This window comes from Shigella sp. FC1567, assembly GCF_001743015.1.
GTDB lineage: Bacteria > Pseudomonadota > Gammaproteobacteria > Enterobacterales > Enterobacteriaceae > Escherichia > Escherichia coli.
The window spans coordinates 24,821-39,520 of the sequence record NZ_MIIV01000066.1 but is presented as its reverse complement, the minus strand read 5'-3'; the positions used below and the strand labels follow the sequence as shown (position 1 = coordinate 39,520).

Here is a 14,700-nt window from a genome sequence, read left to right as displayed (position 1 = left end):
GCTTATAATCTGGTGAGATATCAGATGATTAAAATGGCGGAACATCTGAAAGGTTACTGGCCGAATCAACTGAGTTTCTCAGAATCATGCGGAATGGTGATGAGAATGCTGATGACATTGCAGGGCGCTTCACCGGGACGTATACCGGAGCTGATGCGCGATCTTGCAAGTATGGGACAACTTGTGAAATTACCGACGAGAAGGGGAAGGGCCTTCCGAGAGTGGTAAAGGAGAGGCCCTGGAAATACCCCACAGCCCCGAAAAAGAGCCAGTCAGTTGCTTAACTGACTGGCATTACGGCCATGTGCCGGGGTTTCTTTTTGACTAATTGTTCTGATAAATATCTTTATACAAACGGCTTTCAAAACGCACTAACGGAATACGGCGATTACGCTGATCCGCCGGTTCTACTGCATAGCCAGAAAGATATTGTACAAACGCCATTCGTTGCCCGCTCGCTGTGGTAATGAATCCCGCCAGGTTATATACCCCCTGCAACGAACCGGTTTTCGCTGAGACTTTTCCATCCACGCCCGCCTGATGCAGACCTGCACGGTACTGCAAAGAGCCATCATAGCCCGCCAGCGGCAGCATGGAGATAAAGTTAAGTTCATTGTCGTGTTGGGCAATGTATTGCAACACCTGCATCATGGTGGCGGGGGCAATCAGGTTATGCCGCGAAAGCCCTGAACCATCGGCAATAATGGTGTTTCCAATATCGACACCGGCTTGCTGGCGCAGGATCTGACGCACGGCGTCCGACCCGGCCCGCCATGTTCCAGGCACATTGAAGCGCGCATGGCCTATCATGCGGAAAACCGTATCGGCGATCATGTTGTCCGACTTTTTCAGCATAATCTTAAGCAGATCGTGCAACGGGGCCGACTGTTTACTGGCAACTACCGTTCCAGGTTCGTTAACCTGAGTCTGGCGCAGCAGTGTTCCGCTCCAGGTGATACCTGCCTGTTTTAACTCATCTTTCAGAATTGCCCCGGCATAGCTGGCTCCATCCTGCACGGCAAAAGCCAACGGGAGCGGCTCAGAACGTTGTGGCAGGCATCCCGTCAGCGTAAAGCGGTTCAGGTCGCCTGGTATGACATCCAGTTCGCAGTATTGCGCTTCGGCAGAACCTCGGGGGAGGGTGCGTACCTGGCTGAACATCGTAACGGGGTAATAAGATGCCACGCGTATAAAAGCCATATCACCAGGTTTTGGGGCACTGTAGAGCGAGACGGAGAAACAGTTGCGGTCAACTATGGCAGCGGCAGGCGGAGCGCTAAAGCATTGTGTCATGTCATTCCATGGCCAGCCGGGGGCTTTATCGTGGCTGGCGAAAATGGAGGTATCTATCAACACATTGCCATCGATTTGGTTGACGCCAGATTTTTTCAAAGTCGCGATCATATTGCGAATATCCTGACGTTTTAACGTCGGATCGGCACCAAATCGCGCCACTAAGTCACCCTTAAGTACGCCGTTTTCCACATTGCCTTTGGTTTCAAGCGTCGTGGTGAAACGAAAATCGGGGCCGAGTTGAATCAACGCCGCCAGCGCAGTAATCACTTTCTGCGTACTGGCGGGCAGCGCCATCTGCTGACTGTGGTAATCAATAGCGGGGGCCGACGCGCCGACTTTTTGCACCATCAGGGCAAGGTTGGCACCAGCGGGGAGTTGAGTAACGTACTCATCAACATTCGCGGCCTGAACACTGAACGCTATACAGCTGGTCAATCCGATGATAAATCTGGAAAATCGCATAATCTCGCGCTAACAACCTGGAATCGAGCCGTCATACTACGGCGCAACGCCCTATAAAGTAAACGATGACCCTTCGGGAACTTCAGGGTAAAATGACTATCAAAATGTGAATTGTAGCTGACCTGGGACTTGTACCCGGGTCGGTATTTTTTTGCTTCTGGTCCCGGTGAGGAGTTATGCCGGGCAGGCCGAACAGCCGGGGTGGGTGAAGACTTGCCCCATCAGGAATATTCAAGAGGTATAACAAATGCAAGCTATTCCGATGACCTTACGCGGCGCTGAAAAATTACGCGAAGAGCTGGATTTTCTGAAATCTGTGCGCCGTCCTGAAATCATTGCTGCTATCGCGGAAGCGCGTGAGCATGGCGACCTGAAAGAAAACGCCGAATACCACGCAGCTCGTGAACAGCAGGGTTTCTGCGAAGGCCGTATTAAAGACATCGAAGCCAAGCTGTCGAACGCGCAGGTGATTGATGTCACCAAAATGCCCAACAATGGGCGCGTTATTTTTGGTGCTACCGTAACGGTGCTGAATCTGGATTCTGACGAAGAACAGACTTATCGCATCGTTGGCGATGACGAAGCTGACTTTAAACAAAACCTGATTTCTGTAAACTCGCCTATTGCTCGTGGCCTGATCGGCAAAGAAGAAGATGATGTTGTGGTCATCAAAACGCCGGGCGGCGAAGTAGAATTTGAAGTAATTAAGGTGGAATACCTGTAAGAATTACCCAATACATCAAGATGTTGATGTATTGTAAAGAAAGGAAAAAGGCCGCTATGCGGCCTTTTATCAACGAACAGAGCGTGGCATTTTGCTCTCCTGCCTGCGGAAAACCCCTCGTTTTACACAGCAAATGTGTGTAACTTTAGGATAATCTTAGCGTGGCAGCGAGATTTTACGTTCTTTAGTTGGGCGATAAAGCACCAGCGTTTTACCGATGACCTGTACATTACAGGCGCCGGTTTCGCGCACGATAGCTTCCACGATCAAGGTTTTTGTTTCGCGATCTTCGGTGGCGATTTTCACCTTGATGAGTTCATGGTGCTCTAACGCTTGTTCAATCTCGGCCAGCACCCCTTCGGTCAAACCATTACTGCCAAGCAGAACAACTGGCTTGAGCGGATGTGCCAGACCTTTCAGGTGCTGTTTTTGTTTAGTACTCAGATTCATCGTATTTTTTGCTTACGTTGGGATTGAAAACGGGTCATTCTACCGCCATCTCCCATATATCACCAAATAGGCGCGTAAAAATTTACGCAATTGGTTACGATGAGTTATCCCCATGGGAAAGTTAAATGACAGGTAAGAAGCGTTCTGCCAGCTCCAGCCGCTGGCTTCAGGAACACTTTAGCGATAAATATGTTCAACAGGCACAGAAAAAGGGGTTACGTTCCCGTGCCTGGTTTAAACTTGATGAAATACAGCAAAGTGACAAACTCTTTAAACCGGGAATGACGGTTGTCGACCTTGGTGCTGCTCCGGGTGGTTGGTCACAATATGTGGTCACCCAAATTGGCGGCAAAGGCCGCATCATCGCTTGCGATCTTTTACCTATGGATCCTATCGTTGGTGTGGACTTTCTTCAGGGCGATTTTCGTGATGAACTGGTGATGAAAGCACTGCTGGAGCGCGTTGGCGACAGCAAAGTCCAGGTTGTCATGTCCGATATGGCACCAAACATGAGCGGAACACCGGCGGTGGATATCCCCCGTGCCATGTATCTGGTGGAACTGGCGTTAGAAATGTGTCGTGATGTATTAGCGCCAGGTGGCAGTTTTGTAGTGAAGGTGTTCCAGGGCGAAGGTTTCGATGAGTATCTAAGGGAAATTCGCTCCCTGTTTACGAAGGTCAAAGTTCGTAAGCCGGACTCTTCTCGTGCACGTTCGCGGGAAGTGTATATTGTAGCGACCGGGCGTAAACCCTAACCGGGAGATTTCAGACGAAAGTTTGAAAGATGCTGGATATAGAGTATCCTGACGCTGTTTTTAACACAGTTGTAATAAGAGGTTAATCCCTTGAGTGACATGGCGAAAAACCTAATACTCTGGCTGGTCATTGCCGTTGTGCTGATGTCAGTATTCCAGAGCTTTGGGCCCAGCGAGTCTAATGGCCGTAAGGTGGATTACTCTACCTTCCTACAAGAGGTCAATAACGACCAGGTTCGTGAAGCGCGTATCAACGGACGTGAAATCAACGTTACCAAGAAAGATAGTAACCGTTATACCACTTACATTCCGGTTCAGGATCCGAAATTACTGGATAACCTGTTGACCAAGAACGTCAAGGTTGTCGGTGAACCGCCTGAAGAACCAAGCCTGCTGGCTTCTATCTTCATCTCTTGGTTCCCGATGCTGTTGCTGATTGGTGTCTGGATCTTCTTCATGCGTCAAATGCAGGGCGGCGGTGGCAAAGGTGCCATGTCGTTTGGTAAGAGCAAAGCGCGCATGCTGACGGAAGATCAGATCAAAACGACCTTTGCTGACGTTGCGGGCTGCGACGAAGCAAAAGAAGAAGTTGCTGAACTGGTAGAGTATCTGCGCGAGCCGAGCCGCTTCCAGAAACTCGGCGGTAAGATCCCGAAAGGCGTCCTGATGGTCGGTCCTCCGGGTACCGGTAAAACGTTGCTGGCGAAAGCGATTGCAGGCGAAGCGAAAGTTCCGTTCTTTACTATCTCCGGTTCTGACTTCGTAGAAATGTTCGTCGGTGTGGGTGCATCCCGTGTTCGTGACATGTTCGAACAGGCGAAGAAAGCGGCACCGTGCATCATCTTTATCGATGAAATCGACGCCGTAGGCCGCCAGCGTGGCGCTGGTCTGGGCGGTGGTCACGATGAACGTGAACAGACTCTGAACCAGATGCTGGTTGAGATGGATGGCTTCGAAGGTAACGAAGGTATCATCGTTATCGCCGCGACTAACCGTCCGGACGTTCTTGACCCAGCCCTGCTGCGTCCTGGCCGTTTCGACCGTCAGGTTGTGGTTGGCTTGCCAGATGTTCGCGGTCGTGAGCAGATCCTGAAAGTTCACATGCGTCGCGTACCATTGGCACCCGATATCGACGCGGCAATCATTGCCCGTGGTACTCCTGGTTTCTCCGGTGCTGACCTGGCGAACCTGGTAAACGAAGCGGCACTGTTCGCTGCTCGTGGCAACAAACGCGTTGTGTCGATGATTGAGTTCGAAAAAGCGAAAGATAAAATCATGATGGGTGCGGAACGTCGCTCCATGGTGATGACGGAAGCGCAGAAAGAATCGACGGCTTACCACGAAGCGGGTCATGCGATTATCGGTCGCTTGGTGCCGGAACACGATCCGGTGCACAAAGTGACGATTATCCCACGCGGTCGTGCGCTGGGTGTGACTTTCTTCTTGCCTGAGGGCGACGCAATCAGCGCCAGCCGTCAGAAACTGGAAAGCCAGATTTCTACGCTGTACGGTGGTCGTCTGGCAGAAGAGATCATCTACGGGCCGGAACATGTTTCTACCGGTGCGTCCAACGATATTAAAGTTGCGACCAACCTGGCGCGTAATATGGTGACTCAGTGGGGCTTCTCTGAGAAATTGGGTCCACTGCTGTACGCGGAAGAAGAAGGTGAAGTGTTCCTCGGCCGTAGCGTAGCGAAAGCGAAACATATGTCCGATGAAACTGCACGTATCATCGACCAGGAAGTGAAAGCACTGATTGAGCGTAACTATAATCGTGCGCGTCAGCTTCTGACCGACAATATGGATATTCTGCATGCGATGAAAGATGCTCTCATGAAATATGAGACTATCGACGCACCGCAGATTGATGACCTGATGGCACGTCGCGATGTACGTCCGCCAGCGGGCTGGGAAGAACCAGGCGCTTCTAACAATTCTGGCGACAATGGTAGTCCAAAGGCTCCTCGTCCGGTTGATGAACCGCGTACGCCGAACCCGGGTAACACCATGTCAGAGCAGTTAGGCGACAAGTAAGTTCCCGCATCAGATGACTGTATTTGTACCGAAAACCCCGGGGCGTGCTCCGGGGTTTTTTCTTATCAATTCATACCAGGGATAACACCATGAAACTCTTTGCCCAGGGCACTTCACTGGACCTTAGCCATCCTCACGTAATGGGGATCCTCAACGTCACGCCTGATTCCTTTTCGGATGGTGGCACGCATAACTCGCTGATAGATGCGGTGAAACATGCGAATCTGATGATCAACGCTGGCGCGACGATCATTGACGTTGGTGGCGAGTCCACGCGCCCAGGGGCGGCGGAAGTTAGCGTTGAAGAAGAGTTGCAACGTGTTATTCCTGTGGTTGAGGCAATTGCTCAACGCTTCGAAGTCTGGCTCTCGGTAGATACATCCAAACCAGAAGTCATCCGTGAGTCAGCGAAAGTTGGCGCTCACATTATTAACGATATCCGCTCCCTTTCCGAACCTGGCGCTCTGGAGGCGGCGGCAGAAACCGGTTTACCGGTTTGTCTGATGCATATGCAGGGAAATCCAAAAACCATGCAGGAAGCTCCGAAGTATGACGATGTCTTTGCAGAAGTGAATCGCTACTTTATTGAGCAAATAGCACGTTGCGAGCAGGCGGGTATCGCAAAAGAGAAATTGTTGCTCGACCCCGGATTCGGTTTCGGTAAAAATCTCTCCCATAACTATTCATTACTGGCGCGCCTGGCTGAATTTCACCATTTCAACCTGCCGCTGTTGGTAGGTATGTCACGAAAATCGATGATTGGGCAGCTGCTGAACGTGGGGCCGTCCGAGCGCCTGAGCGGTAGTCTGGCCTGTGCGGTCATTGCCGCAATGCAAGGCGCGCACATTATTCGTGTTCATGACGTCAAAGAAACCGTAGAAGCGATGCGGGTGGTGGAAGCCACTCTGTCTGCAAAGGAAAACAAACGCTATGAGTAATCGTAAATATTTCGGTACCGATGGGATTCGTGGTCGTGTAGGGGATGCGCCGATCACACCTGATTTTGTGCTTAAGCTGGGTTGGGCCGCGGGTAAAGTGCTGGCGCGCCACGGCTCCCGTAAGATCATTATTAGTAAAGACACGCGTATTTCTGGCTATATGCTGGAGTCAGCACTGGAAGCGGGTCTGGCGGCAGCGGGCCTTTCCGCACTCTTCACTGGCCCGATGCCAACACCGGCCGTGGCTTATCTGACGCGTACCTTCCGCGCAGAGGCCGGAATTGTGATATCTGCATCGCATAACCCGTTCTACGATAATGGCATTAAATTTTTCTCTATCGACGGCACCAAACTACCGGATGCGGTAGAAGAGGCCATCGAAGCGGAAATGGAAAAAGAGATCAGCTGTGTTGATTCGGCAGAACTGGGTAAAGCCAGCCGTATCGTTGATGCTGCGGGTCGCTATATCGAGTTTTGCAAAGCCACGTTCCCGAACGAACTTAGCCTCAGCGAACTGAAGATTGTGGTGGATTGCGCAAACGGTGCGACTTATCACATCGCGCCGAACGTGCTGCGTGAACTGGGGGCGAACGTTATCGCTATCGGTTGTGAGCCGAACGGTGTAAACATCAATGCCGAAGTGGGGGCTACCGACGTTCGCGCGCTCCAGGCTCGTGTGCTGGCTGAAAAAGCGGATCTCGGTATTGCCTTCGACGGCGACGGCGATCGCGTGATTATGGTTGACCATGAAGGCAATAAAGTCGATGGTGATCAGATCATGTATATCATCGCGCGTGAAGGTCTTCGTCAGGGCCAGCTGCGTGGTGGTGCTGTGGGTACATTGATGAGTAACATGGGGCTTGAGCTGGCGCTGAAACAGTTAGGTATTCCATTTGCGCGCGCGAAAGTGGGTGACCGCTACGTACTGGAAAAAATGCAGGAGAAAGGCTGGCGTATCGGTGCAGAGAATTCCGGTCATGTGATCCTGCTGGATAAAACCACTACCGGTGACGGCATCGTTGCTGGCTTGCAGGTGCTGGCGGCGATGGCACGTAACCATATGAGCCTGCACGACCTTTGCAGCGGCATGAAAATGTTCCCGCAGATTCTGGTTAACGTGCGTTACACCGCAGGTAGCGGCGATCCGCTTGAGCATGAGTCAGTTAAAGCCGTGACCGCAGAGGTTGAAGCTGCGCTGGGCAACCGTGGACGCGTGTTGCTGCGTAAATCCGGCACCGAACCGTTAATTCGCGTGATGGTGGAAGGCGAAGACGAAGCGCAGGTGACTGAATTTGCACACCGCATCGCCGATGCAGTAAAAGCCGTTTAAAACGATAAATGACTGGCTAAAAAGGCGGCGATTGTCGCCTTTTTTCTCAGCGAACACATCGGTTTTGCTGTTTTTTTCCGCAGTTGATACAATGCGATAAAATTGCCCTTGCGAAGGTCATTCGCTTTGGTTAGTATTCACACCCGCTTCAGTGGGAAAGATTAAAAACTCCCGCTTTATTGGTTGAAGCATTGGTACGCGGCAACTCCGCAAGGAACAGGTTGATTATGTACGAAGCTCTTTTGGTAGTTTTCCTTATTGTGGCAATTGGCCTTGTTGGTCTGATCATGCTGCAGCAAGGTAAAGGCGCTGATATGGGAGCCTCCTTCGGAGCAGGCGCTTCCGCTACGCTGTTTGGTTCAAGTGGTTCTGGTAACTTCATGACCCGCATGACGGCGCTGCTGGCAACGTTATTCTTCATCATCAGTCTGGTGCTGGGTAACATCAACAGCAACAAAACCAATAAAGGTAGCGAATGGGAAAATCTGAGTGCACCGGCGAAAACCGAACAAACTCAACCAGCTGCTCCGGCTAAGCCGACCAGCGATATCCCGAACTAAAAAGTAGTATCCGTGCCGAGGTGGTGGAATTGGTAGACACGCTACCTTGAGGTGGTAGTGCCCAATAGGGCTTACGGGTTCAAGTCCCGTCCTCGGTACCAAACTCCAGAAAAGAGACGCTGAAAAGCGTCTTTTTTCGTTTTGGTCCTGGTCTGAGGAATGGTTGTCAGGTATCTGTATCTCGTCCAGTTGCTTTACTCGTAGCTGGTACCTTGAAACGATGGTGCCGGTACGCCTTAGTTATAAACTTTTCCCTTCTGCTGACATAATTGGCACTTTATTGTGTCAACTCCAGTTCCGGTACGAATACGGATATGTTTACTTCTCGATAAACCATCCTGCTCCTGTCAGTATAACTACTGATGGCTACGTTCTGCGTAATGTTTAGAGACGCATTGATAATGTTATTTAATTACTGAGAACGCAATGGCCGCATCATTTAAAAAGAAAAAACTAACAGTGTTTCGGTCTGATATGGATCAGAGTTGAAAAACATGTCTGATATAAAATTGAACATTGTTGATAATTGTTTATATTGGTTGTGAACTTGGATTTCTGGATGACAGTATTCAACAAATTTGCTAGAAGTTTTAAATCTCATTGGTTGTTGTATCTTTGTGTTATTGTTTTTGGTATTACGAACTTAGTCGCCTCTTCCGGCGCGCATATGGTTCAGCGATTGCTGTTCTTCGTCCTGACCATCCTGGTTGTAAAACGTATATCATCCCTTCCGCTTCGCCTGCTTGTTGCCGCACCATTTGTGTTACTGACTGCGGCAGACATGAGTATTAGCCTCTATTCATGGTGTACCTTTGGTACAACTTTCAATGATGGATTTGCGATTAGTGTGCTCCAGAGTGATCCGGATGAAGTTGTCAAAATGCTGGGGATGTATATCCCTTATCTATGTGCCTTTGCTTTTTTATCCCTTCTTTTTTGGGCAGTAATAATAAAATATGATGTTTCCTTGCCGACAAAAAAAGTGACAGGAATATTATTGCTGATTGTCATTTCGGGCAGTTTATTTTCCGCTTGTCAATTTGCTTATAAAGATGCAAAAAATAAAAAAACGTTCAGTCCATATATACTAGCGTCGCGATTTGCTACCTATACGCCGTTTTTCAATCTCAACTATTTTGCTTTAGCAGCGAAAGAGCATCAAAGATTACTCTCAATTGCAAACACGGTGCCGTATTTTCAATTATCAGTCAGGGATACAGGTATTGATACCTACGTGTTGATTGTGGGGGAGTCTGTACGTGTCGACAATATGTCTTTGTATGGATATACACGCTCTACGACACCGCAAGTTGAAGCACAAAGAAAACAGATCAAACTGTTTAATCAAGCAATAAGCAGCGCACCTTACACTGCGCTGTCGGTTCCCCTTTCTTTAACTGCTGATTCTGTTTTGAGTCATGACATTCATAATTACCCCGACAACATTATTAATATGGCTAATCAAGCAGGATTTCAGACTTTCTGGCTAAGCTCGCAATCCGCTTTTCGGCAGAATGGTACTGCAGTTACCAGTATCGCCATGCGCGCCATGGAAACAGTTTATGTCAGAGGATTTGATGAATTGTTGTTGCCGCATTTATCGCAAGCATTACAGCAAAATACGCAGCAAAAGAAACTGATTGTTCTTCATTTAAATGGAAGCCATGAACCGGCTTGTAGCGCCTATCCGCAATCCAGCGCCGTGTTTCAACCGCAGGACGATCAGGATGCCTGCTATGACAACTCCATTCATTACACAGATAGTTTGCTAGGTCAGGTTTTTGAATTATTAAAAGATCGCCGCGCCTCGGTCATGTATTTTGCCGACCACGGCCTGGAACGTGACCCAACGAAGAAGAACGTCTATTTTCATGGAGGCAGGGAGGCTAGCCAGCAGGCATATCATGTCCCGATGTTTATCTGGTATAGCCCCGTTCTTGGGGATGGCGTGGATCGCACAACGGAAAACAACATCTTTTCGACAGCTTACAATAATTACCTTATTAATGCGTGGATGGGGGTAACAAAGCCGGAACAGCCGCAAACGCTTGAGGAAGTGATTGCACACTATAAAGGAGACTCACGGGTTGTGGATGCAAACCATGATGTTTTCGATTATGTGATGTTCAGAAAGGAGTTTACAGAGGATAAGCAAGGTAACCCCCCCCCTGAAGGGCAGGGTTGATGTCGAATTACTGGCCTTTGTTTTCCATATTCTCCACCTGCGGCACGCCTGAAGTGGCAGAGGAGGAGAGCAGGCCAGTTTTGGCATAACCAAAAAGTTTCTCTCGGGTATCAGTGATATCCAGATTACGCATGGTCAATTGACCAATACGATCATCTGGCGAGAACACCGAGTCGCCTTTTTCCATCGTCAGACGCTCTGGCTTGTAGGTCAGGTTCTCTGAGACGGTATTCAGGATTGAATAATCGTTCCCACGGCGCAGCTCCAGGGTAACTTCACCAGTGATCTGGCTGGCAACCCAGCGTTGCAGAGAGTCACGCAGCATCAGCGCCTGGGAGTCAAACCAACGCCCCTGGTACAGTAGACGGCCCAACTGACGACCATGCGCGTGATACTGCTCAATGGTGTCTTCGTTGTGAATACCGGTCAACAGACGTTCATACGCAATGTGCAGCAGTGCCATCCCCGGAGCTTCGTAAATACCACGGCTTTTCGCTTCGATGATACGGTTCTCAATCTGGTCGCTCATGCCCAGGCCGTGACGACCGCCGATGCGGTTAGCTTCCAGCATCATTTCTACGTCGTTGCTAAAGGTTTTACCGTTCAGCGCCACCGGATGACCTTGCTCAAAGCGTACTGTGACTTCTTCTGCCGGGATCTTCACGCTCTCATCCCAGAATTTCACGCCCATAATCGGGTTGACGATTTTGACGCTGGAGTTGAGGTATTCCAGATCCTTCGCTTCATGCGTTGCACCAAGCATGTTGGAGTCTGTGGAGTAGGCTTTTTCGACAGACATTTTGTAGTCGAAACCGCAGGCAATCATAAATTCAGACATCTCATGACGGCCGCCCAGTTCATCAATAAAGTCAGTATCAAGCCACGGTTTGTAAATCTGCAGTTCAGCATTGGTCAGCAGACCATAACGATAGAAACGTTCGATATCGTTTCCTTTATAGGTGCTACCGTCACCCCAGATATTCACGCCATCTTCTTTCATCGCAGCAACCAGCATGGTACCAGTCACGGCGCGGCCCAGCGGCGTCGTGTTGAAATAGGTCAGGCCGCCGGTGGTGTTATGAAATGCGCCACACTGAATAGCGGCAATACCTTCGGCCACCAGTTGTTTGCGGCAGTCGATCAGACGTGCGTTCTCCGCGCCGTATTCCATGGCACGACGAGGGATCGCATCATAATCCTCTTCGTCTGGCTGGCCTAGGTTTGCAGTATATGCATAAGGAACCGCTCCCTTTTGTCGCATCCACAGCAGTGCGGCACTGGTGTCCAGACCGCCAGAAAAAGCGATACCAATACGTTGACCTACCGGGAGATGCTTGAGAATCGTCGTCATAAAATAACACCCTGCTTAATTAACTGATGATGAGCCTGGATTTCCGCTCTCACTGAATTTTTATGCAAAATAAATGAGTTTTCATTTAATCATCTTTTATCGGAGACAGGAAGAGTTTAGTGTGTTTTTTGTAAAATAATGCGCTTAAGGGAGAGCAGGAGAAGGCAAAAGTATTCAACAAATGAAAGTGAACTGGATATTCATTCACGTGATTAGCAATAAACGTTGACAAAATGTGGCATGGATCACTATAATGCCTGCAGATTTTACGTCCCGTCTCGGTACACCAAATCCCAGCAGTATTTGCATCTTTTACCCAAAACGAGTAGAATTTGCCGAGTTTCAGGCGCGGGGTGGAGCAGCCTGGTAGCTCGTCGGGCTCATAACCCGAAGGTCGTCGGTTCAAATCCGGCCCCCGCAACCACTTTCCCTTAGAGTCCTTTTTCAAATATACTGTGAAGACTTCGGCCTTCGTAGTGGGATTTGAAAAAATCCTTCTGGAAAGTGCTCCAGACCGCAGTTGCGATTATAGGGTTCAGTTATATAAAGCCCCGATTTATCGGGGTTTTTTGTTATCTGACTACAGAATAACTGGGCTTTAGGCCCTTTTTTTATGTCTTGGGGGTGGGCTTGTCCACATTAGAGCAAAAATTAACAGAGATGATTACTGCGCCAGTTGAGGCCCTGGGTTTTGAACTGGTTGGCATCGAATTTATTCGCGGTCACACATCCACACTGCGCATCTATATTGATAGTGAAGATGGCATCAATGTTGATGATTGTGCTGATGTGAGCCACCAGGTAAGTGCTGTGCTGGATGTTGAAGATCCCATCACCGTTGCTTATAACCTGGAAGTCTCCTCACCGGGTCTCGATCGCCCACTGTTCACGGCTGAACACTACGCCCGTTTTGTCGGAGAAGAGGTGACTCTGGTTCTCCGTATGGCGGTACAAAACCGTCGTAAATGGCAGGGCGTTATCAAAGCGGTAGACGGTGAAATGATCACAGTTACCGTCGAAGGTAAAGATGAAGTGTTCGCGCTGAGTAATATCCAGAAGGCGAACCTGGTTCCCCACTTTTAATAGTCTGGATGAGGTGAAAAGCCCGCGATGAACAAAGAAATTTTGGCTGTAGTTGAAGCCGTATCCAATGAAAAGGCGCTACCTCGCGAGAAGATTTTCGAAGCATTGGAAAGCGCGCTGGCGACAGCAACAAAGAAAAAATATGAACAAGAGATCGACGTCCGCGTACAGATCGATCGCAAAAGCGGTGATTTTGACACCTTCCGTCGCTGGTTAGTTGTTGATGAAGTCACCCAGCCGACCAAGGAAATCACCCTTGAAGCCGCACGTTATGAAGATGAAAGCCTGAACCTGGGCGATTACGTTGAAGATCAGATTGAGTCTGTTACCTTTGACCGTATCACTACCCAGACGGCAAAACAGGTTATCGTGCAGAAAGTGCGTGAAGCCGAACGTGCGATGGTGGTTGATCAGTTCCGTGAACACGAAGGTGAAATCATCACCGGCGTGGTGAAAAAAGTAAACCGCGACAACATCTCTCTGGAGCTGGGCAACAATGCTGAAGCCGTGATCCTGCGCGAAGATATGCTGCCGCGTGAAAACTTCCGCCCTGGCGACCGCGTTCGTGGCGTGCTCTATTCCGTTCGCCCGGAAGCGCGTGGCGCGCAACTGTTCGTCACTCGTTCCAAGCCGGAAATGCTGATCGAACTGTTCCGTATTGAAGTGCCAGAAATCGGCGAAGAAGTGATTGAAATTAAAGCAGCGGCTCGCGATCCGGGTTCTCGTGCGAAAATCGCGGTGAAAACCAACGATAAACGTATCGATCCGGTAGGTGCCTGTGTAGGTATGCGTGGCGCGCGTGTTCAGGCGGTTTCTACTGAACTGGGCGGCGAGCGTATCGATATCGTCCTGTGGGATGATAACCCGGCGCAGTTTGTGATTAACGCAATGGCACCGGCAGACGTTGCTTCTATCGTGGTGGATGAAGATAAACACACCATGGATATCGCCGTTGAAGCCGGTAACCTGGCGCAGGCGATTGGCCGTAACGGTCAGAACGTGCGTCTGGCTTCGCAGCTGAGCGGTTGGGAACTCAACGTGATGACCGTTGACGACCTGCAGGCTAAGCATCAGGCGGAAGCGCACGCAGCGATCGACACCTTCACCAAATATCTCGACATCGACGAAGACTTCGCGACTGTTCTGGTAGAAGAAGGCTTCTCGACGCTGGAAGAACTGGCCTATGTGCCGATGAAAGAGCTGTTGGAAATCGAAGGCCTTGATGAGCCGACCGTTGAAGCACTGCGCGAGCGTGCTAAAAATGCACTGGCCACCATTGCACAGGCCCAGGAAGAAAGCCTCGGTGATAACAAACCGGCTGACGATCTGCTGAACCTTGAAGGGATAGATCGTGATTTGGCATTCAAACTGGCCGCCCGTGGCGTTTGTACGCTGGAAGATCTCGCCGAACAGGGCATTGATGATCTGGCTGATATCGAAGGGGTGACCGACGAAAAAGCCGGAGCACTGATTATGGCTGCCCGTAATATTTGCTGGTTCGGTGACGAAGCGTAATAAACTGTAGCAGGAAG

General features: G+C 49.9%; 12 protein-coding genes, 2 tRNA genes and 1 pseudogene. 12 read left to right on the top strand and 3 right to left on the bottom strand.

Going from position 1 to position 14,700, the window contains the following annotated elements:
* A pseudogene (locus BHE85_RS05595) lies at positions 1–284 on the top strand (IS4 family transposase); the annotation flags it as partial.
* 40 nt (positions 285–324) lie between these two features.
* Here the strand turns inward: BHE85_RS05595 and dacB are convergent.
* On the bottom strand, positions 325–1,758 hold the full coding sequence (gene dacB, locus BHE85_RS05590) for a serine-type D-Ala-D-Ala carboxypeptidase (protein WP_001212649.1): 1,434 nt from the start codon (positions 1,756–1,758) through the stop codon (positions 325–327).
* 247 nt (positions 1,759–2,005) lie between these two features.
* Here dacB and greA point away from each other — a divergent pair, with 247 nt between their 5' ends.
* Positions 2,006–2,482 carry a transcription elongation factor GreA gene (gene greA / locus BHE85_RS05585; protein WP_001148001.1) on the top strand — a complete coding sequence of 159 codons (477 nt, stop codon included), beginning with the start codon at positions 2,006–2,008 and terminating at the stop codon, positions 2,480–2,482.
* Between the two features lie 156 nt (positions 2,483–2,638).
* Here greA and yhbY read toward each other — a convergent pair whose 3' ends face one another.
* Entirely contained in the window at positions 2,639–2,932 is a 294-nt protein-coding gene (yhbY, locus tag BHE85_RS05580; protein WP_001054420.1) for a ribosome assembly RNA-binding protein YhbY, read from the bottom strand.
* A gap of 125 nt (positions 2,933–3,057) precedes the next feature.
* Here yhbY and rlmE point away from each other — a divergent pair, with 125 nt between their 5' ends.
* The 7 genes from rlmE to BHE85_RS05545 all read left to right on the top strand — a co-directional run bounded on the left by rlmE (position 3,058) and on the right by BHE85_RS05545 (position 10,734).
* The gene (gene rlmE / locus BHE85_RS05575; protein WP_000145975.1) at positions 3,058–3,687 is read left to right on the top strand and encodes a 23S rRNA (uridine(2552)-2'-O)-methyltransferase RlmE; all 630 of its coding nucleotides are present in this window, start codon (positions 3,058–3,060) and stop codon (positions 3,685–3,687) included.
* Between the two features lie 99 nt (positions 3,688–3,786).
* A complete protein-coding gene (ftsH, locus tag BHE85_RS05570; protein ID WP_001107464.1) occupies positions 3,787–5,721 on the top strand; it encodes an ATP-dependent zinc metalloprotease FtsH in 1,935 nt (644 codons plus the stop codon).
* A gap of 89 nt (positions 5,722–5,810) precedes the next feature.
* Complete coding sequence (gene folP / locus BHE85_RS05565) at positions 5,811–6,659, top strand: dihydropteroate synthase (RefSeq protein ID WP_000764742.1); 849 nt, start codon at positions 5,811–5,813, stop codon at positions 6,657–6,659.
* The gene (gene glmM / locus BHE85_RS05560; protein WP_000071161.1) at positions 6,652–7,989 is read left to right on the top strand and encodes a phosphoglucosamine mutase; all 1,338 of its coding nucleotides are present in this window, start codon (positions 6,652–6,654) and stop codon (positions 7,987–7,989) included. The genes folP and glmM overlap by 8 nt, the downstream gene beginning before the upstream one ends.
* 227 nt (positions 7,990–8,216) lie before the next feature.
* On the top strand, positions 8,217–8,549 hold the full coding sequence (secG, locus tag BHE85_RS05555) for a preprotein translocase subunit SecG (RefSeq protein ID WP_001295556.1): 333 nt from the start codon (positions 8,217–8,219) through the stop codon (positions 8,547–8,549).
* 14 nt (positions 8,550–8,563) lie between these two features.
* Positions 8,564–8,650, top strand: a tRNA-Leu gene (locus BHE85_RS05550).
* A 458-nt stretch (positions 8,651–9,108) separates the two neighbouring features.
* Entirely contained in the window at positions 9,109–10,734 is a 1,626-nt protein-coding gene (locus BHE85_RS05545; RefSeq protein ID WP_005008643.1) for a phosphoethanolamine transferase, read from the top strand.
* A gap of 7 nt (positions 10,735–10,741) precedes the next feature.
* On the opposite strand, the gene argG is transcribed toward BHE85_RS05545, so the two are convergent.
* The gene (argG, locus tag BHE85_RS05540) at positions 10,742–12,085 is read right to left on the bottom strand and encodes an argininosuccinate synthase (protein WP_000207691.1); all 1,344 of its coding nucleotides are present in this window, start codon (positions 12,083–12,085) and stop codon (positions 10,742–10,744) included.
* Between the two features lie 347 nt (positions 12,086–12,432).
* Between argG and BHE85_RS05535 the strand changes: the two genes are divergently transcribed.
* From BHE85_RS05535 to nusA, 3 genes are all read left to right on the top strand, one after another.
* Positions 12,433–12,509: transfer RNA gene (locus tag BHE85_RS05535), tRNA-Met, on the top strand.
* A gap of 206 nt (positions 12,510–12,715) precedes the next feature.
* Positions 12,716–13,168, top strand: a complete 453-nt coding sequence (gene rimP, locus BHE85_RS05530; RefSeq protein ID WP_005008647.1) for a ribosome maturation factor RimP — start codon at positions 12,716–12,718, stop codon at positions 13,166–13,168.
* A 27-nt stretch (positions 13,169–13,195) separates the two neighbouring features.
* The gene (nusA, locus tag BHE85_RS05525; RefSeq protein WP_001031064.1) at positions 13,196–14,683 is read left to right on the top strand and encodes a transcription termination factor NusA; all 1,488 of its coding nucleotides are present in this window, start codon (positions 13,196–13,198) and stop codon (positions 14,681–14,683) included.
* Positions 14,684–14,700: the final 17 nt, after the last annotated feature.